The 25,624-nt window shown below is 32.5% G+C and carries 25 protein-coding genes; 4 read left to right on the forward strand and 21 right to left on the reverse strand.

From position 1 onward, the window contains the following. Positions 1-480, reverse strand: a 480-nt coding sequence (locus SPJ17_RS02460; protein ID WP_321092420.1) for a hypothetical protein, incomplete at its 3' end; no start/stop codon positions are given. Positions 481-735: 255 nt separating this feature from the next. On the opposite strand from SPJ17_RS02460, the gene SPJ17_RS02465 reads away from it, so the two are divergent. After that, positions 736-969 carry a hypothetical protein gene (locus tag SPJ17_RS02465; protein WP_321092422.1) on the forward strand — a complete coding sequence of 78 codons (234 nt, stop codon included), beginning with the start codon at positions 736-738 and terminating at the stop codon, positions 967-969. Positions 970-1,055: 86 nt separating this feature from the next. Here SPJ17_RS02465 and tpiA read toward each other — a convergent pair whose 3' ends face one another. The 17 genes from tpiA to SPJ17_RS02550 form a co-directional block, all read right to left on the reverse strand. Beyond that, positions 1,056-1,811 (reverse strand): triose-phosphate isomerase, encoded by a 756-nt coding sequence (gene tpiA / locus SPJ17_RS02470; RefSeq protein WP_321092424.1) that lies wholly within the window; start codon positions 1,809-1,811, stop codon positions 1,056-1,058. 22 nt (positions 1,812-1,833) lie between these two features. Beyond that, positions 1,834-2,079, reverse strand: a complete 246-nt coding sequence (locus tag SPJ17_RS02475) for an HPr family phosphocarrier protein (protein WP_321092427.1) — start codon at positions 2,077-2,079, stop codon at positions 1,834-1,836. Positions 2,080-2,120: 41 nt separating this feature from the next. After that, on the reverse strand, positions 2,121-3,338 hold the full coding sequence (locus tag SPJ17_RS02480) for a phosphoglycerate kinase (protein ID WP_321092429.1): 1,218 nt from the start codon (positions 3,336-3,338) through the stop codon (positions 2,121-2,123). 162 nt (positions 3,339-3,500) lie between these two features. Continuing rightward, positions 3,501-5,456 carry a heavy metal translocating P-type ATPase gene (locus SPJ17_RS02485; protein ID WP_321092431.1) on the reverse strand — a complete coding sequence of 652 codons (1,956 nt, stop codon included), beginning with the start codon at positions 5,454-5,456 and terminating at the stop codon, positions 3,501-3,503. A 52-nt stretch (positions 5,457-5,508) separates the two neighbouring features. Further along, positions 5,509-5,718, reverse strand: a complete 210-nt coding sequence (locus SPJ17_RS02490) for a cation transporter (protein WP_321092433.1) — start codon at positions 5,716-5,718, stop codon at positions 5,509-5,511. 195 nt (positions 5,719-5,913) lie between these two features. Beyond that, on the reverse strand, positions 5,914-6,615 hold the full coding sequence (locus SPJ17_RS02495; RefSeq protein WP_321092434.1) for a DUF6273 domain-containing protein: 702 nt from the start codon (positions 6,613-6,615) through the stop codon (positions 5,914-5,916). 460 nt (positions 6,616-7,075) lie between these two features. Beyond that, positions 7,076-10,018: a DNA polymerase III subunit alpha gene (locus SPJ17_RS02500; RefSeq protein ID WP_321092436.1), complete on the reverse strand. Its 2,943-nt coding sequence runs from the start codon at positions 10,016-10,018 to the stop codon at positions 7,076-7,078. A 93-nt stretch (positions 10,019-10,111) separates the two neighbouring features. Further along, positions 10,112-11,446 (reverse strand): hypothetical protein, encoded by a 1,335-nt coding sequence (locus tag SPJ17_RS02505; RefSeq protein WP_321092438.1) that lies wholly within the window; start codon positions 11,444-11,446, stop codon positions 10,112-10,114. Positions 11,447-11,522: 76 nt separating this feature from the next. Further along, positions 11,523-12,710 (reverse strand): hypothetical protein, encoded by a 1,188-nt coding sequence (locus SPJ17_RS02510; protein WP_321092440.1) that lies wholly within the window; start codon positions 12,708-12,710, stop codon positions 11,523-11,525. Between the two features lie 200 nt (positions 12,711-12,910). After that, positions 12,911-13,417: a hypothetical protein gene (locus SPJ17_RS02515; protein WP_321092442.1), complete on the reverse strand. Its 507-nt coding sequence runs from the start codon at positions 13,415-13,417 to the stop codon at positions 12,911-12,913. A 28-nt stretch (positions 13,418-13,445) separates the two neighbouring features. Beyond that, complete coding sequence (nth, locus tag SPJ17_RS02520) at positions 13,446-14,072, reverse strand: endonuclease III (protein WP_321092445.1); 627 nt, start codon at positions 14,070-14,072, stop codon at positions 13,446-13,448. Then, entirely contained in the window at positions 14,072-14,680 is a 609-nt protein-coding gene (locus tag SPJ17_RS02525; protein WP_321092447.1) for a hypothetical protein, read from the reverse strand. The genes nth and SPJ17_RS02525 overlap by 1 nt, the downstream gene beginning before the upstream one ends. Then, entirely contained in the window at positions 14,677-15,345 is a 669-nt protein-coding gene (gene rnc, locus SPJ17_RS02530; protein WP_321092448.1) for a ribonuclease III, read from the reverse strand. Before rnc ends, SPJ17_RS02525 begins: the two co-directional genes overlap by 4 nt. After that, the gene (gene plsX / locus SPJ17_RS02535; RefSeq protein WP_321092450.1) at positions 15,338-16,348 is read right to left on the reverse strand and encodes a phosphate acyltransferase PlsX; all 1,011 of its coding nucleotides are present in this window, start codon (positions 16,346-16,348) and stop codon (positions 15,338-15,340) included. Before plsX ends, rnc begins: the two co-directional genes overlap by 8 nt. Before the next feature lie 54 nt (positions 16,349-16,402). After that, entirely contained in the window at positions 16,403-18,397 is a 1,995-nt protein-coding gene (locus SPJ17_RS02540; RefSeq protein WP_321092451.1) for an ATP-dependent DNA helicase RecG, read from the reverse strand. 178 nt (positions 18,398-18,575) lie between these two features. Beyond that, on the reverse strand, positions 18,576-19,337 hold the full coding sequence (locus SPJ17_RS02545) for a hypothetical protein (RefSeq protein WP_321092455.1): 762 nt from the start codon (positions 19,335-19,337) through the stop codon (positions 18,576-18,578). Positions 19,338-19,458: 121 nt separating this feature from the next. Beyond that, on the reverse strand, positions 19,459-21,102 hold the full coding sequence (locus SPJ17_RS02550) for a DAK2 domain-containing protein (RefSeq protein ID WP_321092457.1): 1,644 nt from the start codon (positions 21,100-21,102) through the stop codon (positions 19,459-19,461). Between the two features lie 354 nt (positions 21,103-21,456). Here SPJ17_RS02550 and rpmB point away from each other — a divergent pair, with 354 nt between their 5' ends. Continuing rightward, positions 21,457-21,645, forward strand: a complete 189-nt coding sequence (gene rpmB, locus SPJ17_RS02555) for a 50S ribosomal protein L28 (protein ID WP_321092459.1) — start codon at positions 21,457-21,459, stop codon at positions 21,643-21,645. A gap of 63 nt (positions 21,646-21,708) precedes the next feature. Here rpmB and SPJ17_RS02560 read toward each other — a convergent pair whose 3' ends face one another. Continuing rightward, positions 21,709-22,152, reverse strand: coding sequence for a sigma factor (locus SPJ17_RS02560; RefSeq protein WP_321092462.1), 444 nt, complete (start codon positions 22,150-22,152; stop codon positions 21,709-21,711). Positions 22,153-22,226: 74 nt separating this feature from the next. Continuing rightward, the gene (rlmB, locus tag SPJ17_RS02565) at positions 22,227-22,934 is read right to left on the reverse strand and encodes a 23S rRNA (guanosine(2251)-2'-O)-methyltransferase RlmB (protein WP_321092465.1); all 708 of its coding nucleotides are present in this window, start codon (positions 22,932-22,934) and stop codon (positions 22,227-22,229) included. A 184-nt stretch (positions 22,935-23,118) separates the two neighbouring features. Between rlmB and lysS the strand changes: the two genes are divergently transcribed. Together lysS and SPJ17_RS02575 are read left to right on the forward strand one after the other, a co-directional pair. Continuing rightward, positions 23,119-24,618 (forward strand): lysine--tRNA ligase, encoded by a 1,500-nt coding sequence (gene lysS, locus SPJ17_RS02570; RefSeq protein WP_321092467.1) that lies wholly within the window; start codon positions 23,119-23,121, stop codon positions 24,616-24,618. After that, a complete protein-coding gene (locus tag SPJ17_RS02575) occupies positions 24,618-25,253 on the forward strand; it encodes a hypothetical protein (RefSeq protein ID WP_321092470.1) in 636 nt (211 codons plus the stop codon). Before lysS ends, SPJ17_RS02575 begins: the two co-directional genes overlap by 1 nt. Before the next feature lie 66 nt (positions 25,254-25,319). Here SPJ17_RS02575 and SPJ17_RS02580 read toward each other — a convergent pair. Continuing rightward, on the reverse strand, positions 25,320-25,624 hold a 305-nt coding region (locus tag SPJ17_RS02580), incomplete at its 5' end, for a hypothetical protein (protein ID WP_321092472.1).

The raw sequence follows: 25,624 nt of genomic DNA on the forward strand, positions 1-25,624 counted from the left end.
ATTCGAAGATGATGTAATTGTAAGTGTAGTTCCATCTTTATATAAAATTCGATAAGGAAGGCTATAATTATAATCTAAGTATTCTATTTTATTATCATATTTATCTTTTAAGATATAATAATCCCTACCAGCATAGGAATAGTATACATATGAATTTGTTTCAGGATTTATAGTATTATATCCATTATATGAATCTATAGTCCCATCAGGATTAGTAATATAGAAATTATCTCCATCCTTATATAGTGTTGGAAAATAGTTGAATTTAACTCCCCTAAATATTCCTACACTACCTCTTAACTGATAATTATAGACTAAAGAAGGTGACATAACACTTACGCCTAATGTCTTAAAAAGAGGAATTTCTACTATAATATTAGACGCAGATGGGCATAGGTTTACTCTAGTTTTTAATGAACCTATTTCATGAGTAATAGATTCTTGATATGGCTTCAACCCTTGATTTAGAGTTACTGACATTTTATTCACTCCTTTTATCGTTAAATTTATTTAATTATAACCTGAATGTCATATAATTAAAATACTCAGGGAAGAAAAAAAGAAAATTGGCAAATTTATGCGATTATTTAAAACAATGAATGTGTAGTATACTAGCTTTAAAATTAAAAGATGTGTAATTATTTATTAAAAGCTTTAAAGTAATAGTTGTGTAAAAAAATAACTCCTTTGTTATAATGTTTTTGGGTAAGCATCTTAACGAAAGGAGTTTTATTTATGGATAAAGAATCCATATCTAGATTAGGGTTGGATTATATTTCAAACATCGATGTTGAATCATCAGATGAAATATATGATCCTTCCACTACTAATCATATCATAGTTTTAAAATTAATTAAACAATCAAATGTTTGTTATCCTCATTGCAGTCTAGTATTGAATGATCCAATAATAAGAAGTTCCATGCCACTATTTTGGCTTACAGAAAAGATAAAAAGAGACAATAATTAATGTATGCTTACCCATAAATAAAAACCGATGATTTCAACACAATGAAATACATCGGTTTTTTAAAGAACCAAGATTCCTAAATTTTATTAAGCAGTAACCTTAGCTGCAGTTGTGCAAAGCTCGATGAATGAATCAGCCTTAAGTGATGCACCACCAACTAAGCCACCATCGATATCTGGTTCGCTCATTAATTCACCTACGTTAGATGGCTTCATAGATCCACCATAAAGGATTCTTAATTCCTCAGCAACGTCCTTACCGAAGATTTCAGCTAATACGCCACGGATGAACTTACATGCATCCTCAGCAACCTCAGTAGTTGCAGTCTTACCAGTACCGATAGCCCAAACTGGTTCATAAGCAATGATTACATTTTCAGGGTTCTTAATTTCAACGCCTTCGAATGCCTTAACAACCTGCTCCTTTAATACATCGTAAGTCTTACCAGTCTCACGCTCTTCTAATACTTCACCAACACATACGATTGGCTTTAATTCAAATTCTAATGCCTTCTTAATCTTAGCATTGATCTTTTCGTTTGTTTCATTATAATAAGCTCTTCTTTCAGAATGGCCTAAAATTACATACTCAACCTGAGTATCCTTTAACATAACTGGAGAAATTTCACCAGTGTATGCGCCACTTTCATTTTCGTTCATGTTCTGAGCGCCAACCTTTAAAGTATCCGCTCTCTTAACGATGTCACGTAAAATGATTGCAGGAGCACAAACTACACAATCAATTGTTGCAGGAAGATTTCCTTCAACTGCTAATACGAACTGGATAGCTTCATCTCTAGTCTTATTCATCTTCCAGTTTCCGGCAAGCATAGGTTTTCTCATTTTTTAATCCTCTTTCATTTTTTTAACTTAAGATAGCAGCAATTTCATTAATTGCAACTTCTGCTTGATCACCATTGGCTTCAATGATTACATTTTCACCACTAGGAACAGCTAATGACATTAAACCTAAAATAGATTTTACATCAATTGTTTTATTGTCGTAATGCAAAAGGATATCCACAGAATACTGTGATGCAGCCTTTACTATTTTTGCAGCAAGGCTTGCATGTAAGCCTACTGTACTTTTTACAACAATCATCTTTTGCATATTACAATCCTCCGAAAAATATTAGTTTTAATTACTTATTCTTACTTGTCGTCTACGCAAGCAATACCAGGTAATACCTTACCCTCTAAGTACTCTAATGATGCTCCACCACCAGTAGAGATATGGCTAACCTTAGAAGCATAGCCTAACTGCTCAGCAGCTGCAGCAGAATCACCACCACCGATGATTGTAGATGCACCTTCAGCTGTTAAATTAGCTAATAATTCACATACACCAATTGTACCAGCAGCATAGTTCTTCATTTCGAATACACCCATAGGTCCATTCCATACAACAGTCTTAGCACCAGCTAATTCCTTAGCAAATAATTCTAATGTCTTAGGTCCGATATCTAAGCCCATATCGCCATCCTCGAATGCATCGATAGCCTTAGCTGTACCAGGAACATCCTCGAATGCCTTATTAACTACTGCATCAACTGGTAATACAATCTTACCATTTGCCTTAGCTAATAATTCCTTTGCTAAATTAACAAATTCCTCATCCTCACAACGAGATGCCTTAACATCATAGCCCTCTGCCTTTAAGAAAGTGAACATCATAGCACCACCAACTAAAACCTTATCAGCCTTGTCTAATAATGCATTGATTACACCAATCTTATCCGAAACCTTAGAACCACCTAAAATGGCAACATATGGACGAACTGGCTCATCTACAGCTCCACCAATGAACTTAATTTCCTTTGCTAGTAAGAATCCAGAAGCAGTTTCCTTAACGTTAGAAGCAATACCAACATTAGATGCTGCAGCACGGTGTGCAGTACCAAATGCGTCATTAACAAATACATCACCTAAAGATGCCCAGTAAGCACCAAGCTCAGCGTTGTTCTTAGACTCAAGCTTAACTTCCTTACCTGTTTCTACATCGAAGTCTTCATTTCTTGTATTAGCGAACATTAAGATTTCGCCATCCTTTAATGCAGCTGCAGCGGCCTCAAGCTCTGCACCACGAGTTGCGTTAACAAACTTAACTGGCTTACCGATTAATTCCTCAAAACGCTTTGCAACAGGAGTGATATCATTCTTCTTAATATCCTCAGCGCTCTTAACACGTCCTAAATGAGAGAAAACGATAGCTCTACCACCATTCTCAATAACATACTGGATAGTAGGTAATGCAGCCTTGATACGAGTATCATCAGCAACCTTGCCATCCTTCATTGGAACATTAAAGTCAACACGGATTAAAACCTTCTTGCCTTTAACATCTAAATCTGAAACAATTTTCTTAGCCATATTCAATTATCCTCCATAAATTTGACTATTTTACTAAAAATATTATAGCACAAACATTTTAAAAGAAAAAAGTGTTTTTTCTCCATATCGACATTATAGCGTTTTCATATCTCTTTTTCTTTAGAAAAAAGGCGCTAAAATATAGCGCCAAACTTCAATTTATTATTTATATTCTTTTGTATTTGCTCGCATTGCGTTTAAAATGCACAAAATTGCAACGCCAACATCGCCAAATACAGCAATCCACATATTCGTAATTCCTAAGGCAGAAAGAACTAAAATAACGATTTTGATAAGCAAAGCAAAGACAATATTTTCATACACAATACGCATTGTTTTTCTAGCTATTTTTTTGGCAACCTCAATACTTCCTAAATCATCATGCATAAGCACGATATCCGAAGCCTCAATCGCAGCATCAGATCCAACTCCACCCATAGAAATACCAATATCCGATTTCATCAAAACAGGAGCATCATTAATACCATCTCCTACGAAGCATAATAATTCATTATTCTTCTTTTCACCTAAGATAGCATCTACCTTCAAAACCTTATCCACAGGTAATAAATTCGCACTAAATTCTTTTAGCCCTAATTCCTTTGCAACATGTAAAGCTATTTTTTCGTTGTCGCCTGTAAGCATAATTGTTCTAGCTCCAATAGAATTCAAATATTTTATGGTTCTATAAGCCTCTTCCTTAATCTCATCTACAATTACGATATAGCCTAAATATTCATTATTATGGGCTACATGTACAACAGTACCAATAGAATCTATTTCTACTGCAGGAATATTATATTCCTCCATAAGCTTATGATTCCCACATAAAATAATATTCTTATCCTTTTTTGCAACAACACCCTTGCCAGCTATATTTAAAAGAGTGTAGCCCTTCTCAATTTCTTTATTATATTCACTTACAATAGATTTTGCGATAGGATGATTCGAATCTACCTCAGCTATAGCGGCAAGCCTTAATATTTCATCCCTTTTTTCCTTAGGATATATATCAAAAACCTTAAAATTACCCTTAGTCAAGGTGCCTGTTTTATCGAAGACAAATACATTTGCCAAATTCAATCTTTCTAAGTGGATCGAGCCTTTAATTAAAATACCATTTTTGGATGCCCCACCAAGGCCTGCAAAAAAGGACATAGGAACAGAAATAACTAACGCACAAGGACAGGATACTACTAAGAAGCTTAAGGCTCTATAAATCCAAGTAGCCCATGTATTATAATTTCCTAAGAATGTATAAATAACCGGTGGGATAATGGCTAAAGCTAAGGCAAGGATTACTACAATTGGGGTATAATATTTTGAAAATTTCGTAATAAATGCTTCACTCTTAGACTTCTTAGATGAAGCATTTTCTACTAAATCCAAGATCTTTTTTACTGTGGATTCACCATATTCCTTTGTCGTCTTAATATGGATTGTACTATTTAAATTAATGGCACCAGAAATAATACTATCTCCTACAGTTACATCATGCGGCATGGATTCCCCATTTAACGCTCTCATATCTAAGCTAGATTCACCAAAGGATAAAATACCATCTAGGGGCACTCTTTCTCCAGGCTTTACTACAATAGTAGCCCCTAAAGGAACCATATCTGGTGATACTACCTTAATTTCATCCTCTTCTAATAGATTTGCATAATCTGGTCTAATATCCATTAGGCTTGCAATACTTTTTCTTGATTTTCCTATAGCATAGCTTTGAAACCATTCTCCAACCTGGTAGAAAAGTAATACCGCACAGGCCTCATCAAATCCATCTGGGGAATGCTTTGTAATTCCTGTATAGATACCTAATCCAAATGCGCCTAATGTTGCAACAGCCATTAAGAAATTCTCATCAAATACCTGTCCATGCAAAATATGAATTAATGATTTTCTTAATACATTATGACCAATAAAAATATAGATCAAAAAATATAGGAAAAAGGGTAAGAGCCATCCAAATTCTTTTGAAGGAATAATAGATGCAATCCCATAGGGAAAAGATTCACTAAAGCCATATTTTAATACCTTATCTAAGGTAAGGACAACCAAAAAGCATACGAGGGAAATGATAATATTTTTCAGCATTCTTTTTTGTTTTTTTGTCATAATATACCTCCTTGGTTGAACATTTGTTCAACTAAAGTAGAAAATAAATTTTCTATTCTACAATTAGAAAATCTGGCTCAACCTTTCTTGCAGCCTTTAACACTTTCTTCATTAAAGCATCAGGATTTTCTGCATCTAAGGACATCTTTTGTGTCATGAAATTAATATTACAATCCACTACTCCTTGAACCTTTTTAATTGCCTCCTGGCATTTTAGTGCACAAGCTGCACAATCTACTTCTATCGTATAAGTTTTAATCATAAATAAATCCTCCTTAAGTAAAACAGTTGATTAACTGTTCAACTATTATTATATACGTTTTTTATTTTCTGTCAATAGAAAATTAAGAAAGATGTAAAACATCTGAATTTAATCTCATAAGCTCTAGGCATAAATTATTTAAATAATTTAATCTTCATCTACATATCTTTACAGTACATAATTATGGATAAATTATTATTTAGTGCTTATAACAATTGCAGGGACAATACCTCGCCTGTCATCTGAATAGCCGTGTCGAAGACAGCCATTCTTAGATTCAATACAATATCCATAAAAATAATAATTATGATGTGGTGACCTTAAATAGTAACTAGATAATGCATATAAAGAAGATTTTTCTAATTTTAGAACATATTTTGTTGGAATTTTTTGTCTTAACGAATCTCCTTTAATATCATTTTTAAATCCATAATTGGGATTTGTAATATCCCAAATTGACAATAAAAACACTTTATCTAATGTTTTATTAGTACAATACTTATTTATTCCATCATTAAAATATTTTGTATTATTATAAAGATTTGCAGATTTTGGGCTGTTATCTATTATTGTTTCATTTATCTTATCTTTTTCCCATTTTTCAAATGCTTCATCGTAAAAATTTTTATTTAACCATTCTCTGATTTGGATCTTTTCCCATTTGTTTGTATTAGGAGAAAAAATATGCTCTACTCCTGAAGCAATAATATTCTCACAAAACAGTAGTGCTTTATCAGATTTAACATCTAAAACTCTCCATTTTAATGGCCTTACTTCACCATTTTCTTCTTGCTGATATCTACCAAATTGTACAATAACATTTTTTACAATTTTACATTTATTTAGTAAAAATAAGTCTTTATTGTACAATTCAAGCTCTTTCAAACTTTCATCCATATATTATCACCTTATTTTTCAACATATATCTATATTAATATTTTCATTTAAACATCACTTTTTTCTATGAGTTTTTTTAAGCCTAAATAATTAACTAATATTTCATATTTATCAAATATAGATTCTATATTTAGTCTTTCATCTTCTAATAACCTTCTATTAGATATTACTACTAATTCTGATTTAGTATTATTTATCAAATTGATAAGATTATTTATTTGGATTCTTCTACCATATTATTAATTAGGTTTTTATCACCAAATGTATTTAATACACCATCTATATTTAAAAATATTGTTTTCTAATCATTATCGGAAATTGATATATGAATAACCCTTTCTAACTTAATTATAACTGCATTATTTTTATTATCTTCAAAAACTGCACTTAAAACTGCAATACCTAAAAATGCAGTTAAAGAAAAAGGGGGATGAAATTAATCAATCCCCTTCCTTTAAGCCTAAGCAATAGCGACATTCGATATAGAGAAGGATAATTCCTTTTTATTATCCTCTTCTAAAATTCCTCTTAATACATATAATTTATTCTTCACTAAAACACCATATGGTAATTTTTCATATACCCTTGGAAAAATGGTGAATTTAATATTCCTTGCATCATCCTCAAGCATACCTAAAACCATACGTTCACCCTTTTTTGTTGTGATTTCTCTTAAATCACTAAATGCTGCAATAACATTCATGTAAACCCTAGGCTTTAAATCACTTAGGGAATAGGATTTATATTTAGCATATAATTCCTTCATGTTTTGGAATAAATTATATTGAATATTCATTCCTAAATATTCCATTTCCTTTTCCTTTAGGAAATCAAAATCATATTCGCTTACACTTACCTCACTGCCCTTAATATACTTTAAATAGATTTGATATTGCTTATCCGATTCCTCAAGCATACTTTTTTTCGTTTTACCTAAGACATCTAGCGCACCAGAATAGACTAACGCTTCTAGGATGGATCTTGTTGGCTTACATCTTTCTATAAAATCATTAAAATTACGGAATAGACCATTATTATTTCTTTCCTCTACGATTTTTAATACTGTATCCTCACCAATGCCCTTAATGGCCTTAATTGGTAAATATAGCCAATTATCTAAAAATACAAATTCACCCTTAGATACATTAATATTTGGCTTTTGTACGAAAAGCCCTCTTTGCTTAGAGTAGGCAATATATTTAATTAAGGTCTCTTTGTTTGATATTGCATGATTCATAATATTTGCCATAAAGGCATTAAAATGATGAACCTTTAGATAAGCCATTTTATAGGCAAATAAAGCATAGGCAACCGAATGAGATTTATTAAATCCATAGTTTGCAAATAGCTCAATCAATTCATATATTCTTTCTGCAATTTCCTTTGAATATCCACGACCAATCGATTTTTTAACAAAATCCATTCTCATTTCTAATAAGACATCCGCCTTCTTCTTCGATACAGCTCGCCTTAAAATATCTGCTTCACCCAAAGTATAGCCTGCAAATTTTTGTGCAATCTGCATAATTTGCTCTTGGTATACAATAACGCCATAGGTTTCCTTTAATATTGGAGCTAAATCCTTATGGATATATTCAAATCTTTCGCCATGCTTTCTTCTTATATAGTCTGGTAATGATTTTATTGGGCCTGGTCTAAATAATGCGTTCATCGCAACTAAATCATTAAATTCTGTAGGCATACATTCCCTTAATGCCTTTTGGAATGCTGGCTTTTCCATTTGGAAAATGCCTAAGGTATCTCCTGATTGGAATAGCTTATATACAAGCTTATCATCTAATGGTATTTTTCTAAATTGCTCAATGGAATAATTTGGAATATCATGAATCATTCCATCGATTAAAGTTAAATTACTTAAAACAAGGAAATCTATTTTTAATAGACCAAGCTCTTCTAAATCGACTGCCTCAAATTGGCTTTGGTAAATATTTGATGCCCCAAAGGATAATGGGATGATACAATCTAATTCCTCTTCCGATAAAATGATACCCGATGCATGGGTAGATATGTGTTTAGGAAGTCCTTCAATTCCCTTAGCACAATATAAGAAATTATATAGCTCATCATCCTTATAAAGCTTTAATAATTCATCGTAGCCTCTTTCAGATATCATATCTGAAATCTTTTTTGCACGTTCTAGATTAATTCCAAAAATCTTAGATAATTCATTAATGGAAGATTTCACCTGGAAGGTACCAAAGGTTGTTATCGTACATACGTGCTTTTTGCCATACAAGTCACTTACATAATCGATAACCTTATCTCTATCCTTATCTGGGAAATCACAATCGATATCGGGCATTGTAATACGTCCTGGGTTTAGGAATCTTTCAAATAATAAGCCATATTCTAATGGATTAATTTCTGTAATACCTAACGTATATGCAACTAAAGAGCCTACAGCACTACCTCTACCTGGGCCAACCAATATGTGATTTTTCTTAGAATAACAAATAAAATCCCATACGATTAAAAAATAATCATCAAAACCCATTTTATGAATAATAGATAATTCATAATTTAACCTTTCTATATAAGGTTCTCTATAAAAGCCTCTTTTTTCTAAGCCCTTATGGCATAAATAATATAAATATTCCTGTGCACTTTTTCCCTTTGTATTTGGATAGTGAGGAAGCAATGCCTTATTCTCAAATAAATTAAGATTTATGGAGGAAACAAATTCATCTAATTCTCTTGAAGTAGATGGATTTACCAAAAAGGAATAATCATCATATTCTGATATCTTATCCTCTTTTCCATCAATCTTTGCTAAGCATTCATAAATCATAGAATCCATTGGCTCTAAATATTTCATTTGATGAACAGGTAAATAAGAAACCTGAAGTGTTTTTATATATTCTATAAATGCACGAACCAAAGGGATTTTTTCTAGTTTATTTGTCATGGATATACCAATATATCCATTCATTTCTTTAATTTTATTGATATATTCTAAAAGAATGTGTAAGGAAGATGGATCCATATCTCTTTTTATAAATACTCTTTCTAAGAAGGAATCAAAGAAAGGAAATACAAAATAGATATTTTTATATTGAACTATAGAATCTAAGGTATCTATACCCTCTATTTTGACTAAAGAGGAAATCTTAACTAATTCTTTATATCCTTCGTTATTCTTTGCATATAATAGAACACAGGATGTTAAATTATCCTCATTTTTAAAGGTATATTCTAAGCCTAAGATAGGCTTAATGTTCGCGTCCTTACATGCCTTATAAAACTTAAAGGCTGCATACATATTCGAATCTGTTATTGAAAGAAAATCAAAATGCTCATTCTCACCCTTAGCCACATAATCTGTAAGCCTTGTGGAATTCTTTAACAGATTATATTCAGTTTGACCATATAAGAATCCTTTCATAGCAATCACCTGTCTACATTATATAGCAACCCAAAAAAATCTAAAAGGATTTTAAAAAAAGATTTGGTATAATTAACCAAAATCTTTTAAATCCTATTCCATTTTATGCTTTCTTTTTTTAAGGATAATATAAATAAGAATGAACGCAATTAAGCAAATGGAAATTGCTAAGGATATAATCATACCTATAAGCATCGGATTCATCTTTCTTCCGTTACTATTTACGATTACCTTAAATGTTTTTGTAGTACTTAAGCCTGATGAATTCATACAATAGGCTTCTGCATAATATGTACCAGGTTCCCCATAATTCACATTTTGATCATAGATTTCTAAGGATTCTAAAATATTCTCATCCGATTCGTCATAGCACTCAATAAATAGGGATAAATCCACCTCGCTATCTTCTAAAATAGAAATATCCTCTACGATAATTTCTGGCTTTGTATAAGAGATTAAGGATACTGCAATCGAATCCGATACAGTATAAATATCATCTGTGTAGCTATACCATATCGTATAGCTTCCCACCTTATTTTCCATATCGGTTGTAATCTTTAGATTATCATAATTAATTTCCTTATTGTCACTTAAGACCTTTATATAATCCATAAAATCAATGCTATTTAAATCGATCGTATAATCCAATAACAAGTTTTTTGTTGTAAGCTCTAGCTTTGGCTCAACATCATCTACTACTCTTATCGTAATCGTGTAATGATTCGATAAATTCGCATCATTTTTCACACTTACGGTATAGCTATATTCTTCTACTACATCATTTTTTATTGTAGGGTATTCTATTTTACTGGATATATCTCCTTCAAATGTATCCGTTGCAGTAAAATGTGATTTTATATCACATGGCTTATTTAATGGAATCTCCAAAATATCATTTGGCATATCAAAGGAAATCACTGGTGCTTCATTCTCATACACAACTGCATAAAAATCCTTAGAGGATTTATTGCCGCTTGCATCGATTGCAACTACCGTAACTGGGTAAGTACCAACCTTATTTGAGTTGATTTCATGCATTAGGGATACCTTATCTATTTTATCGTTATCCTTTACAGAATAATTATAGGATAAATCAATACTAGATCCTCTTTTTATATAGCAATAGGAATTCCCAATCGTTATTCTTGGTGATTCCTTATCCTCAACTACAAAGGTAATTAAAGCCTTATAGCCTGTACAGGTACCTGGTGAATATTTTGCATCATAGGCCTTATACCATACCGGATAATTTCCTGTTTTGTGGGTGTCGATGTCTTTAAAATAATACATCCAATCCCCTTCCGTATTATAGGTTATGGCAGTATCGGTTAATAAGATTTCATTTCTATATAAATACGCTTTTGGAACGTTTTTGAAATCCTCTATAGATGCACCTAAGGGAACATGTACAGTTGTATTTTTCCACATGAATTTCCAGCTTGCTGCAGAAGCCTTAAAAGGGATAAAGGCTAATGCGATAAAGATAAGAAAGAAAAATAGGAATTTACCTTTTTTCATTATTTATAAAATGCTGATAAATGGTGGTTATTGTTTCTTTATTGTGGGGTTTTATTTGATTGAATCTCAATAGCTCCTTCATAAAATAATGAATTACATAAACATCCTTAACCTTTTTATAATAGGGTAGGGTGGTTTGAATAAAGTTTCTTTTTTCTTCTTCTATAGTAAGTGATAAATATTTTAATAAATTGGCACTGAAATCATAATCATCCTGAGCACTAGATAAGTGCATAATTACTTCGTTCACACGACTGTTTTGTTCAAGCATTTGGACTAAATATTTGGAAAAGGAATTTAGTGGCTTGTCCTTAAATTGACGGACTTTATCAAAATCCTTTTCTAAATAGGCACGTAGGAATTGTAAGGAATTTTTATATTCTAGATTGTTTAAAAGATTTAAGGCATAATCAAAGACATAATTTGATTTTATTTTAAGTGCATAAATTCCTAAGGAATAATGTAGTTCCTCAAGCTTTGCGTAATATCCCATGTTCTTATATTTTTCTTCTACCTCGTAATAATAAAACATAGTATCTCCCTTTAGCATCATAGCTGAGGATAAGTATAGATACTTCGAATATAGGATGGATAGATTTTTATCCATTGGTATTCCTTGGATTTGATTTAAAATATCTAAAGCTTCCTGATAATTCTTTTCCTTATATTCTAAAATGACAGAAAAAATAGAAAATATTAACATATCTATATCCTGCATAGAAGATAATAGCTTTACAAGCTCATTATAGATTCCCTTTGCTAGATATAGCTCACCATCATAGATATATTTCATGAACAATAGGATTCTATATCTATAATTTTCAAAGCCTTTACCCTTAATTACAAAGGAATTCAGTACATCAATATCATCCTTTACAAATGCTTCTACAGATTCAAGCAATACCTCATAGGAATGGAACAAAAGCTGTTGCTGCTCAGAAGAGATGGATACACGCTCACAAATCTCTTGCAAAATGTAATTATTTGCTTGAATCTGGTTTCTTTCTATTTTGCATAAATAGGAAGGGGAGCATATATCAAAGCATAGTCCTTGAAGGGTGTAGGAAAGCTCAAGACGCTTTCTTCTAATTTCAATTCCAATAATTTCTTGATTGGATAAATGAATGATATTATCATTCTTTCTTTGTGACAAAACATCTAAAATCATACTCATGTTCAAATGATCCTTTCTAAATGGGCCCTATTTCAATTATAAGGTCTTTTTTGTTCAATTGAAAACTGAAAAAATATTTTTCAATATTCGTGAAAAATGGGTATTTTTTAGTGGAAAAAGCACGAAATGGCACCTCATTTTTCGAAAAAATTATATAAAAGATCCATTCTTGTGAAAACAACAAATGTGCTGATGAATTTTTAAATGAAATGATAATAGATTAAATAAATATTTTTCTTTGTTTTTTCTCTTCTTTTTCCTTTATTTGTCGTATATGGGGGATATTTCATTATACTTTTATAAAAGGTAACATTTCCTTTAGAGCCTAAGGTTATGAATTTTTGCGAAATATCCTTATCTAAGCCTTGGCTTTTAAGCCATTTAAAAAAGGAATTTCTAGGAGTCCTTTTTAAGCCATCAAAGGGATTATCCTCTAAATCCTCTACCTTTAAAATAGAATTTGGTATTAAGGATAGGGGGAATAAATCAAAATAGATTTTATGATTAAAGACCATTCTTTGAATGAAGAGGTATCTTCTTTTCCCTCTTTCTAAATAAGTCTTTTTTCTAGTCCCGTTCTTCGCTAAAATACCCTTTGGATCTAGAAGCTCTAAAAAAAACCACGGGATCATACTATTCTTTAATTCCTCATATAGCTTTAGGGTTTCTTCAAAGGAATACATAGAGCTAAAGCCTATATAAATCATTTTTTCCCTCCAAAATAAAAGTACAAAGCTAACCTTTGTACTTACAATAATTTTTCAATTTACAATTATCACATAATGGATGAAGAGCCTTACAGAAATATCTTCCGAAGAGTAAGAATAAATGATGAGCAAGTGTCCATTCTTCCTTTGGAATATATTTTTTATATGCTATTTCTGCATCTACTACATCCATATCCCCTCTTATATAGCCTAATCTTACTGCCATACGATATAGATGGGTATCTACAGGCATTGCAGGTATATTGAACCCTAAGGCTAATACGACATTCGCAGTTTTTCTTCCAACACCAGGAAGAGCGATTAAGGAATCAAAATCACTTGGTATAATGCCATTATATTTTTCTTCTAATTCTTGGGCCAAAGCGATTATGTTTTTGGCCTTTGTAGAGGATAATCCAAGAGGAGATATAATCTCCTTAACTAAAGAATACTCTGCACAAGCTAAGTCCTTAGAGCTTGGGTATTTTAAAAATAAATCCTTAGTAACTATATTTACTCTTTTGTCTGTAGTTTGAGCACTTAATACTACCGCAATAATTAATTCATAGGGATTTTTAAAATCGAGCTCAGGCTTTGGGTTTTCTATGATTTCCTTTAATATATCTAGGATTTCTTTTGATTTTTGTTTATTCATTATTTTATATTATCCAAGAAGTTCTTAACGAAGTCTGGTACAGGTTCCTCTTCTTCTTGAGCCTCATTTCTAAAACGATTTAAGGAGGTAACTAAATTCTTTATATTTAATACCTTATATCTACTCTTCATATATTCTAATGCTTCTTCCATATCCGAAACCTTTACTCGATCCTCTGTGATTAGGCTTGATACGATACTTAGCTCATCGGCAGTTAATACTCTTCCTATTTCCTTTTGAATAAGCTGAGTTACATAGAAAAAATCATTTTCTAAATCCTTAGAATTTACTCCAGATAAAATATCCTTTACACGGTCAAAGAATCCATCTAAGGATACAGCCTCTCTTCCGATTCCATCCTCATATTGAATATAAATCGAATAAAATTCTCTTTCTAAAAGGTTTGCGACAGCCTCGTCAAATTCCTTATCGGAAATCATCATTTTCGATTTTAAGGATTGTACAGAGAAATATTTATTTGTTTCATATTCCTTCAGCATTTGAATTAAAACGACAGAGGAGGCAGGAGTTAATAATAATTCCTTTTGATGAACTAGAATAAATTTTTCATATTTGAAGCATCCACATTCATATAATTTCTTTATCATAGCTTTGCTTCCTTTTCTAATGCGTTTTTGGCAGCATTTTGTTGGGCTTCCTTCTTTGTTTTACCCATTCCTCTTCCCATTAAGATTTCATCCATGTAAACGACAGCCTCAAAAATCTTATCGTTTGCAGGACCCTCATCTCTTACAATTTCATAACGAATCGTTCTTTTTTCACTTTGAAGCTTTTCCTGAAGTAAAGATTTATAATCCTTAAGGCTTGTAACCTCAGCAATATATGGAATAAAGAATTTTTTAACAATTTCATAGGCTTGATCAAAGCCTGAATCTAAGAATATGGCTCCTAATACTGCCTCCATTGCATCCGCAATAATCGCCGGACGCATTCTTCCACCAGATAATTCCTCACCCTTACCCAAGAATAAATATTTCGGAAGATTAATTTTAGCTGCATAATAATCGAGTGCACCCTCACATACTGCCTTAGCTCTTGTTTTCGTTAATACTCCCTCATCTAAGGAGATTACGGCATATAAATATTTACTCATCGCAAGCTCTAATACTGCATCTCCTAAGAATTCCATTCTTTCATTGCATTCTAGATTATGCTCATTCGCATAAGAGGAATGCGTAAGCGCAGTTTCAATATATTTTTTATTTTTGAAGGTGTATCCAATAACACCTTCAAATTCTTCTATATTATTCAATATCCTCACCACTCTTTTTTGGTAGTGCTTCAACTACTTTATTAATAATATCGGATTTCACCATGCCTCTAACCTGACGAATAGCGCTCTTAAATGTTTTCGCATCCGCATTACCATGTGCCTTAACGACTGGCTTACCAATACCTAAAATCATTGCTCCACCAACCTCAGATGCATCCATTCTGCCTGCAAACCTCTTCAGGTTCTTTCTCATGAATAAATAACCAATTTTACCACCTAGGGAAGCCTTAATTTCTTGCTTAAGCATACGGCCCATCCCCTTAGCTGTCCCCTCAAAGCTCTTCAGTGCGATATTGCCAGAGTATCCATCGGATACAACAATATCGGTCGGACAATCAATGAGCTTATCCGGCTCTACATTACCCTTAAAGTTAATGCCCTCTTGTGCTTCTAGTAATTGATAAGCCTCCTTATCAATTTCTCTACCCTTGCCTGGCTCTGAACCTATATTCAGTAATCCTACAGTAGGATTTTTAATCCCTAGGATTTCCTTTGCTGTAACGGTTGCGAAAATAGCAAATTCAACATAATGCTCTGCCTTTAATTCTACATTCGCACCAACATCAAGAAGTAATCTTGGATGTCCATCGAAATTTGGAATAATAGGACATAATGCTACTCTTTCCATTTCCTTAATTCTTCTTATGATTAGGTGAGCACCCATAACGACACATTGGGTTGGACCATTGGTTACAACAGCATCTACCTCACCATTTTTTGCTGCATACATTGCCATAACTAAGGATGCATCCTTTTGCTTTCTTACAGCACGAACAGGATCCTTTTCACCCATAGATAGGGTTTCCTTTGTATGTACAATAGAAATTCTTTCCTTATTTGTTAATAATGGCTTAATCTTTTCCTCATCACCAAATAATACAATTTCAATATCATCAAATTCCTTTATAGCCATCATAGCTGCAGGGACAGTTGTATTTACTCCATTATCTCCGCCATTTGCATCTACACCAATTTTTATCATATGAACCTCCAACGATTATACTTATACTATTTTAACATTTAAAGCCTTAAAAAACTAGTTACTATTAAAGCCATTCTTCGCATTTTCTATGATTAAATCATTAAAACGAATCGATTTTTCTTCCCCATTCATATATTTTGGAAAATAATCGTCTGCATCCTCTTTCGCACATTCCCATATCTTATAATCCGTTTCAAAATCTGCATATTCTAAGGATAAAAAGCCAGATTGCTCCTCCCCAAAATAATTACCAGGGCCTCTCAACCTAAAATCATTTTCTGAAATGCCAAATCCATCTAAGGTATTTTCTAACACCTTTAGTCTTTCGTTATCTAATCTTTTTGTCACCAAAGCACAATAGCTTTGCTTTAAGCCTCTGCCAACTCTACCCCTAAGCTGATGTATTTGAGCAAGACCAAAGCGATCTGCATCTAAAATGACCATAATGGTCGCATTTACTACATTTACACCAACCTCAATTACGGTAGTAGAAATCAATATTTTTATATTTCCGTTTTTGAAATCCTCCATTACCTGGTTTTTCTTATCGGTAGCCATTTTACCATGAACGACACCGATAGGTATATTCGGTAATTCCTCCTTAAACATTTCCTCTGCCTTTTCAATGGGGATGGCATCATAATCCTGATTTTCTATAACTAAAGGTACAACCACATAGGCTTGCTCGCCAAGCATAATTTTTCCTTCAATAAAATGCATTAAAGCCTTAAGCTTAGAGTAGGAAATGATTTTTGTATCTACAGGAATTCTACCCTTAGGCATAGTTTTTATAGATGTAATATCTAAATCCCCAAAGAAGGTTAAGCCTAGAGTTCTTGGAATAGGTGTTGCTGTTAGATATAAGGCATCCGTATTCGGATATTTTTCAATTAATGCCTTTCTTTGATTTACACCAAATTTATGCTGCTCATCAATAACCGCAATACCTAATTTATGAAATTTCACATCTCCTTGAATTAAAGAATGTGTACCAACTAAAACCTCTACACTTCCATCCTCTAAGCCCTTTAATATCTTATTTCTTTCTGTCTTTTTTATAGAGGAGGTAAGTAATTCTACCTTAATATTAAATTTCTTAAAATAGTCTAAAATTAATTGATATTGCTGGTTCGCAAGAATTTCTGTAGGGAGCATTAAGGCAGCTTGATACCCTGATGTAACTAAAGCTAATATCGCAAAAATAGCGACAATGCTTTTCCCACATCCAACATCTCCTTGAATCAAACGATTCATAGGATATTTCCCTAAAATATCCTTTGTGACATCTCTTATCGCATCCTTTTGGCCTATGGTTAATTCAAAGGATAAGGAATCTACAAAATATTTCATGAAATCCATATCGATATTTCTTTTTTGCTTTTCGCTTTTACTTCTCATGGTTCTTAAGATATTAAAGCTCATCGCATACCAAAAGAATTCTTCATATTTTCTTCTTCTATTTATTTGTATAATGTCTAGCTTTTCTATAGGTAGGTGAGCTTTATATACAAGCTCATTCATGGAAAATAGCTTATATTTTTTAATTAATTCTTTAGGGATAGTTTCATCTACTCTATAGCCTAATTCTTTTATATTCGATACGATTCTTTGAATTTGATAGGCTTTAATATTTTTATATTTGTAAGAGACATTTATCTTTTGGCGAAAATCATCAAAGAATACTCTTTTAACATAAAATTCATTATCTTCTTTTTTAAATCTTCCATATAAAACAATAGAGGTACCCTTAAATAATTTATACCTTAAATAATCCGAAGAAAAGAATATACACTTTACTCTATAGCCTAAAACAAAACAATAAAAAATAACAGAATATACGTTAGATCTATATTTAATAAACGCAGGCTTTGTGTCACATACTGCGTTTAAGCATATATATTCGCCAGAAAAAATCTTATTCTCATCAAATTCATAAACCTCATAGGAATTTGGATAAGTAAATAAGAGCTCATCGATGGTAGTAACACCTTCCTTATTCAATTGTTCTAAGGTTGATTTACCTACACCCTTGATATCACTTAATTTCATACATAATCTCCATAATAATTAAAATTATTATACCCAAAAACAGCTAAGAAAAAAAGAGGATTACTCCTCTTTTCCATTAAGCTTGAGATTTTTTAGAAATATCAATATTGGGGGGACTATTAGTATCAAAATTTAGGGGGATTTTTTGCATAGGCTTATCCCCCTATTTTTCTAAAGTCTAAAATCCTCTTTTTGCTAAGTCAAGACAAATTTGACTATAGAATTCGTAAATTCTATCTCTTTTCTTCTTTGTGACAAAAAAGTCAATGATTTCTGAATGCGAGATAGAATCATTAAATGCTAGCCCCTTATATTCTCCAAATTTTGTAGAATCCTCTCCAACCAAGCCATCCGTTTCTGTTTCTTTAATAAAGTAATGGAAAAAGGCAAATGGAATTCCCATAATAAAGTCATCCTTCGCTCGAGTCATTTTTGTAGAATAGCTTTGGCAATAAATATTTTTTGAAATTTTAAATGTTTCCTTTTCAATATCATCGACTAAAGCAAGCTCCTTGCAAACCGTTAAGGAATCTGGCTTTTTATCCCCAAAAATTCTATACCAAAAATTAATCCAAAATGCGATAAATTTTAAGATACTTGAGGCAATAGGGCTTCCCTTATGAGGAGTACATAATGTAGTTAAGCTTTGTACATAATCCTCCATGCCGAGCTTCTCAATCATATATTTCGCATCTAAGCCTCCCTTAGAGTGTGCGATAATATTGACCTTAGTCGTTTTTTCATCTTCTAATATTTTTAATATTTCCTCTTTTAAGATAGCGGCATTATTTTCAATAGTCCCAAATCCATCGATATTACTCTTATATACCTTATAGCCTTCATTCGTTAGATGACTATCTATCTTACCAAAGGATTTAAGAAAAAATAAATCTTTAATCGCTATACCATGAACCAATATAATTGGATATTTTGTTTTCATAATACTCTCTTTCTAAATGTCATAAAGATTTTATAAGATTACTTATTAATTGTCAAATTTCTATCTTATTATGATTTCATTCGAAAATAAAAAGGGCATATAAATGCCCTATTCATAATTCTTATTCAACTGCAATGATGTAAGAATAAATATCTTGATTACCATCGATGATTTCAACATCAAGGTTTTTATTAATTTCAAGACACATTTCTTCAACAAGAGCCTTTTCCTCTTCTGTAACATCCTTACCACAGAAGAAGGTTGCAATTTCAGATTCATCATCGATCATCTTTTCAAGTAAGCCCTTAACAGCATCCTTTTCTTCCTTAACAGAAACGATGATTTCACCATCGGCAATACCCATATAATCACCAGCGACAATCTTTACGCCGTTGATTTCAGTATCACGTACAGAGTAGGTAACCTCACCAGACTTAACATGGGCAATAGATTCACCCATAGCCTGTAGATTCTCCTCCATTGAAGCCTCAGGATTATAATTGATTAAAGATGCGTAGCCCTGTGCGATAGTCTTAGCTAGGATAACCTTAACCTTAGATCCTCTAACCATACCTGCAGCCTGCTTAGCTGCCATTACGACATTACCATTATTAGGGATGATAATTACATTCTTTGCATTAACTGCCTTAATTGCAGATACGAATGCCTCTGTAGATGGATTCATTGTCTGTCCACCTTCAATGACATAATCTACGCCTAATTCCTTAAATGTATTTACAATACCATCACCGAAGCATACAGCAATTAAAGCGAATTCCTTCTTTGGCTCATTTGCCTTTAATGCTTCAGTTGCCTTTGGACCCTTTGCACCGTCTTCTAAATGAGAATGCTGTAAATGCATGTTTTCAATTTTTAGGGTTTGGAACTCACCAGACTTTTGAGCGATTTCTAGTACACGACCTGGACGGTTCGTATGAATATGTACCTTTACGATATTTGCCTCTCTAATTACAACTAAGGAATCGCCAAGTAAGGATAATGTAGCTGTAAGCTCACGCTCCTCAAATGTATCTGGCTTTCTTAAATCTAAAATAAATTCTGTGCAATAAGCGAATTTGATTTCTTGTGCGGCATCACTTGCTTCCCCCTCCTCTGGCTTAGCTTCCTTAGCCTCAAGGATTTCACCCTTTAATGCCATTAACATACCTTCAATAATCTTACAGAAACCAGCTCCACCGGAATCGACAACTCCAGCTTCCTTTAATACTGGTAAAAGCTCTGGGGTATTGGCCAAAGTTTTTTCAGCCTCATGGTAATAAAATTCAAGTAATGAATCAATAGTATCAAATTCAGTTAAATGAGATTCTGTATTTTCTGCAGCCTCACGAACTACAGTTAAAATTGTACCCTCTACTGGTGCCATAACTGCCTTGTAGGCAATCTTTCTACCTGAAAGTAGACAGTTCATGAATTCTTCAATCGTAAGATAATTATGCTGAATTTCCTTTAATCCTACATAAATACCTCTAAAAAATTGGGATAAAATTACTCCTGAATTACCTCTTGCTCCCATTAATGCTCCACGAGATAATACCTTTGCGTTTTCAATAATTGAGCTTGATTCGCAATTTTCTAATTCTCTTACACCAGATGTAATTGTCATAGACATATTTGTTCCTGTATCACCATCTTGTACTGGGAATACATTTAATGCGTCAACCTCAGCATGATTGTTCTTAAGATTAATTGCTCCGTTAATCACCATTTTCTTAAACAGATCAACATCTATTTCCTTAACACTCATGTTTTTCCTCCTATTATATAACTATATATTCTAGCAGATTCCTCTGCGTTTCCTTTTAATTTAAACTATGATTTTTGCAAAAATCATAAAAAAAGAACAAGTATCGCTATCATCCTTTCCTGGATTATTCTAGCACCATAATCTATTTAAAACTGCGAATAGAATATACACTACTAGTAATAACATTTATAACACTTTTTTCAATTGTTGTCAATGAAATGAAAAAATGGGCAAGCATTTTTACAACATGTTCACTCTTTTATTAAAAATAATTTCAAAAAAAACTTGAATTCATATATGAACTATGGTAAATTATTAAGGCTGAATTAAAATAAGTCTAAGGAGGGAAAGACTATGGCAAAATGTTATGTTACAGGAAAAACAACTGTTACAGGTAACAAAAGATCTCACGCTTTAAATGCTACTCGTCGTACTTGGAAGGCTAATCTTCAAACAGTACATATCAAAGACGAAAACGGAAATGTTAAGAAGGTTAAGATTTCTGCAAGAGCTTTAAAGAAGGGAAACATTGAAAGAGCATAAGCTCAAAATTATTGCGCATTTAACAGGCCAAGCCTGTTTTTTTGCTTTTTATAGGGCATAATTTTATATTATATTCTTTAATTTTTCTATTAAAGATAAATATTTCCTATAGGCTGTTCCGTAAGGAATCGCCTTTTTTTTAGCATATAATGTTAGGCTAAAGCCATCTAATATGACAAAACGGTATAATTCCATATCCTCACTATCCTCTAGTAATTTTTCCGATAGGTAAATAATCCCCTTAGAATAATCATTCGTTGATTCTAATTCCTCCTTAAAGCTATAGCTTCTTTGATAATAATCATCTTTATGAATCGTTCTTATAAAGCTTCTTTTTAAGCATATAGTTAAAAAAGAAAAAAAGGAAAGCTTATAATCTGCATTATATTGCCAAATACAGGTATATAGGATAATTCTACCCTCCTGTATCAAATCCTCTTTGTTCCAATTGTATATACAAACACTATTTGCAATCTTTGTAATATAGGTTTCATATTTTTGAAACATTAGGTTCAATGCACATTCGTTTCCTTCTTTTATTAAATACAAAATTTCATAATCATTAAATTTACTATAATCCATTATTTCTTTAAACAGAGGTCGTGTAATACAATACCGGCACTTACACTTGCGTTTAATGAATTGACATGGCCTACCATAGGTATAGTAATTAAATAATCACTTTGCTTCACTAAGGTCTTAGACATGCCAAAGCCCTCAGAACCAATGATAACAGCTAAGGATAGAGATTGATCTATTTCACTACTTCTTATGGTGCCCATTGCATCGGTACCACAAATCCAAAAGCCATTTTCCTTTAATATAGTAATAGCCTGATTTAAGGAATTAACATAAACAATCTTTGTATATTCTATAGCCCCTGTAGATACATGGGCTGCAACCTCAGTGACTAAAACACTTCTATTCTTAGGTAGTATTACCATATCAAAGCCAAAGGCATCTACGCTTCTTAGGATTGCACCTAAATTATGAGGATCTTGAATTCCATCTAAAATAAGAACTCTTCCTTGATCCTTTTTGAAGGATTTTATAAAGCCCTCATCATAGATTTTATAATCCTCTCTATATGCTCCATAGCCTTGATGGGATGTGCCAAATTTCATATCCATTTTTTGTTTTGTTAATACCTCATATTTATAGCCCTTATCACTCAGCAAGGATAAAATATTCTTATCCTTTTTGGTTTGATTATCTTCGATAAATACTTCCATTTGTGCTTTTGCACGAATGGCTTCATAAACGCAATTTTTGCCATATATTTTTATCATTTCATCACCATCTTAAAGATGCAACTGGTAAAGCATCTATATAATCTCATACAATTTAAGATTATTATATCATTTTTTTTGAATATTGCGAGAATAAATCTCTTTTGTAAGTGTTTAGTAAAACTTGTATTTTACACCCCACTTTGATATAATTTAAAAGTATTTAAATTAATTGGAGGTATATATGGCTGATTTAAATTTATCTGAACAAGAAATTGTCAGAAGAAACAAGTTAGAAAAGTACAAAGAATTAGGCCTAGATCCATTTGGTTCTGCCTATATGCAAAAGGATAAAAGTAGCGATATAAAGAAAAAATATGAGGGCTATAGCCATGAGGAATTAGAGGAAATGAATGTTCCTTGCCAGGTTGCAGGAAGAATTATGTTCATCCGTAAGATGGGTAAGGCATCCTTCTTCTCTATTCAGGATAGAGAAGGAAAGATCCAAGTATATATCCGTAAGGATGTCGTTGGAGATAGCCAATATGATCTATTCAAGATGGCAGACATTGGAGATATCGTCGGAATTAAGGGTAGTGTTATGAAAACACAAACTGGTGAGATTACCATTAAATGCGAGGAATACACTCACCTTGTTAAGGCATTAAGACCACTTCCAGAAAAGTTCCATGGATTAACGGACGTTGAGGAAAGATATAGACGTAGATACGTCGATTTAATTATGAATGAGGAAGCAAAGAGAGTTGCAATCCAAAGACCAAGAATCATTCGTGCTATGCAGGAATATTTCGATTCTAAGGGCTTTATTGAGGTTGAAACTCCAGTTCTACAAAACATTCAGGGTGGTGCTTCTGCAAGACCATTCATCACTCATCATAATGCACTTGATGCTGATTTCTATTTAAGAATCGCAACAGAATTACATTTAAAGAGATTATTAGTTGGTGGACTTGAAAGAGTATACGAAATTGGACGTATCTTCCGTAATGAGGGTATGGATAAGACACATAACCCAGAATTCACTACGGTTGAATTATATGAAGCATATGGTGATTTATCTAGCATGATGGATTTAAACGAGGGTGTAATCCGTTTTGCTGCCAATAAGGTTATTGGTAAGGAGCAATTCAAAAACCCATTCAATCCTGAAGGAGATTTAATCGATATTTCTAAGCCATTTAGAAGAGTTACAATGTGCGAATTAATTAAGGAAAAGACTGGTGTTGACTTTAAGGAAAACCACTATACTCTAGAAGAAGCTAAAGCTTTAGCTAAGGAGCATAATGTACCACTAGAGCCTCACTTCACTGTAGGTCATATTATCAATGCATTCTTTGAGGAATTCTGTGAATCCTCACTTATCCAGCCTACATTCCTAATGGGACATCCAATCGAGATTTCTCCACTTACAAAGAAGGATCCAGAGGACCCAAGATTCGTTCAAAGATTTGAGCTATTCATTGGTGGACACGAATTCTCTAATGCTTATACAGAATTAAATGACCCAATCGATCAAAGAGAAAGATTTGAAGAGCAAATGAAGGAAAAGGAATTAGGTAACGATGAGGCTAACGGTATGGATGTTGACTTTGTAGAGTCCTTAGAATACGGTATGCCTCCTGCAGGTGGTATCGGTATTGGTGTTGACCGTTTAGTTATTTTCTTAACAGAATCTACAACAATTCGTGATGTTATCCTATTCCCTCAGATGAAGACAAGATAATGCAAGACGTAATGGATATATATGAGGACTATGCCTCTTGGAAAAAGGAAAATAGTCATCTCATTCAAACACTTGTAAACAAAAAAAGCAAAGCTATTGTAAGATTTTCCTGTGTCATTGCGGTAGTGGATTACCTATATCATAGACACATAGATGGTAAAAAGCTATCCGAAGATGAGGAGGTAATCTTTTCAACAGGCTTTGATTATATATATGATTCCTTCATGATGATTGATAACATATTACAAAGTGATTTTAATGGGGATATTGATTTAATGGAAGGCTGTAGCCAAACCATTAATCTTCTTCTTTACATCAATGACTTTGAATCAGAAATCACATCTTCAGGTAATGAGGATTTAAAAAAGGAATTAAAGAAGCTTTCAAATCTCGATGAAAAGGTAAATGACTACCTAGCAAAAAGAGAAAATGCTCCAGATGAATATTTTGGAATATTAAATGATTTAATTGATGATATTTTTGTTTCAAACAATGTAGAGATTCATACAGTTGAAGAAATCTTCTATGAAATCGCAATAGAATATGATATTTACCAAGAAGATGATTTTGATATGTTTAATGAGGCAATTAATCGTCAAATCGAAAAAGATAGAAATATCGACAAATTTATTTAAGAATAGTGCCAGCAAAAATGCTGGCATTTTTTAATGCAAAAAGGCTATTTTCAATAAAAAAATTGGTCAATGCCTATAAATACCATAATTGTATTCCCAATATGCCTCCGCAAGATCAACTGGGATAGAAGGTTTCGTATTCTTTAGTTTAATATCTTTAATTATTTTCATTAATTCATCATAATATTCAGTTCTTTTAAATCTATAGCTAAGCATCTTTTTAAGACAACTAAAAGAAATATATTCTTCTAAATATCTTAAATTAACGCCATGATATTTATGTGTTATATTTGAAACTATTTTACAAATTTCATTTAATGATTGGATACTATTACCATTATCTGTAGTATATCGTTTTTGATTTGGTTTAA

Origin of the sequence: Anaeroplasma sp. (assembly GCF_034179385.1) — a bacterium.
In the GTDB taxonomy this organism is placed as follows: Bacteria; Bacillota_I; Bacilli_A; order Acholeplasmatales; family Anaeroplasmataceae; genus Anaeroplasma.

Coding starts and splice junctions, on each gene's coding strand:
- plsX (WP_321092450.1), bottom strand. CDS start 16,348: ATGATAAAAATTGGTGTAGATGCAAATGGCGGAGATAATGGAGTAAAT.
- SPJ17_RS02550 (WP_321092457.1), bottom strand. CDS start 21,102: ATGAGTGTTAAGGAAATAGATGTTGATCTGTTTAAGAAAATGGTGATT.
- SPJ17_RS02480 (WP_321092429.1), bottom strand. CDS start 3,338: ATGGCTAAGAAAATTGTTTCAGATTTAGATGTTAAAGGCAAGAAGGTT.
- rpmB (WP_321092459.1), top strand. CDS start 21,457: ATGGCAAAATGTTATGTTACAGGAAAAACAACTGTTACAGGTAACAAA.
- SPJ17_RS02475 (WP_321092427.1), bottom strand. CDS start 2,079: ATGCAAAAGATGATTGTTGTAAAAAGTACAGTAGGCTTACATGCAAGC.
- SPJ17_RS02485 (WP_321092431.1), bottom strand. CDS start 5,456: ATGACAAAAAAACAAAAAAGAATGCTGAAAAATATTATCATTTCCCTC.
- SPJ17_RS02540 (WP_321092451.1), bottom strand. CDS start 18,397: ATGAAATTAAGTGATATCAAGGGTGTAGGTAAATCAACCTTAGAACAA.
- SPJ17_RS02545 (WP_321092455.1), bottom strand. CDS start 19,337: ATGAAAACAAAATATCCAATTATATTGGTTCATGGTATAGCGATTAAA.
- SPJ17_RS02495 (WP_321092434.1), bottom strand. CDS start 6,615: ATGGATGAAAGTTTGAAAGAGCTTGAATTGTACAATAAAGACTTATTT.
- SPJ17_RS02490 (WP_321092433.1), bottom strand. CDS start 5,718: ATGATTAAAACTTATACGATAGAAGTAGATTGTGCAGCTTGTGCACTA.
- SPJ17_RS02510 (WP_321092440.1), bottom strand. CDS start 12,710: ATGAGTATGATTTTAGATGTTTTGTCACAAAGAAAGAATGATAATATC.
- SPJ17_RS02500 (WP_321092436.1), bottom strand. CDS start 10,018: ATGAAAGGATTCTTATATGGTCAAACTGAATATAATCTGTTAAAGAAT.
- SPJ17_RS02525 (WP_321092447.1), bottom strand. CDS start 14,680: ATGATAAAGAAATTATATGAATGTGGATGCTTCAAATATGAAAAATTT.
- SPJ17_RS02575 (WP_321092470.1), top strand. CDS start 24,618: ATGCAAGACGTAATGGATATATATGAGGACTATGCCTCTTGGAAAAAG.
- SPJ17_RS02505 (WP_321092438.1), bottom strand. CDS start 11,446: ATGTGGAAAAATACAACTGTACATGTTCCCTTAGGTGCATCTATAGAG.
- lysS (WP_321092467.1), top strand. CDS start 23,119: ATGGCTGATTTAAATTTATCTGAACAAGAAATTGTCAGAAGAAACAAG.
- rlmB (WP_321092465.1), bottom strand. CDS start 22,934: ATGATAAAAATATATGGCAAAAATTGCGTTTATGAAGCCATTCGTGCA.
- SPJ17_RS02560 (WP_321092462.1), bottom strand. CDS start 22,152: ATGTTTCAAAAATATGAAACCTATATTACAAAGATTGCAAATAGTGTT.
- tpiA (WP_321092424.1), bottom strand. CDS start 1,811: ATGAGAAAACCTATGCTTGCCGGAAACTGGAAGATGAATAAGACTAGA.
- SPJ17_RS02465 (WP_321092422.1), top strand. CDS start 736: ATGGATAAAGAATCCATATCTAGATTAGGGTTGGATTATATTTCAAAC.
- SPJ17_RS02515 (WP_321092442.1), bottom strand. CDS start 13,417: ATGATTTATATAGGCTTTAGCTCTATGTATTCCTTTGAAGAAACCCTA.
- nth (WP_321092445.1), bottom strand. CDS start 14,072: ATGAATAAACAAAAATCAAAAGAAATCCTAGATATATTAAAGGAAATC.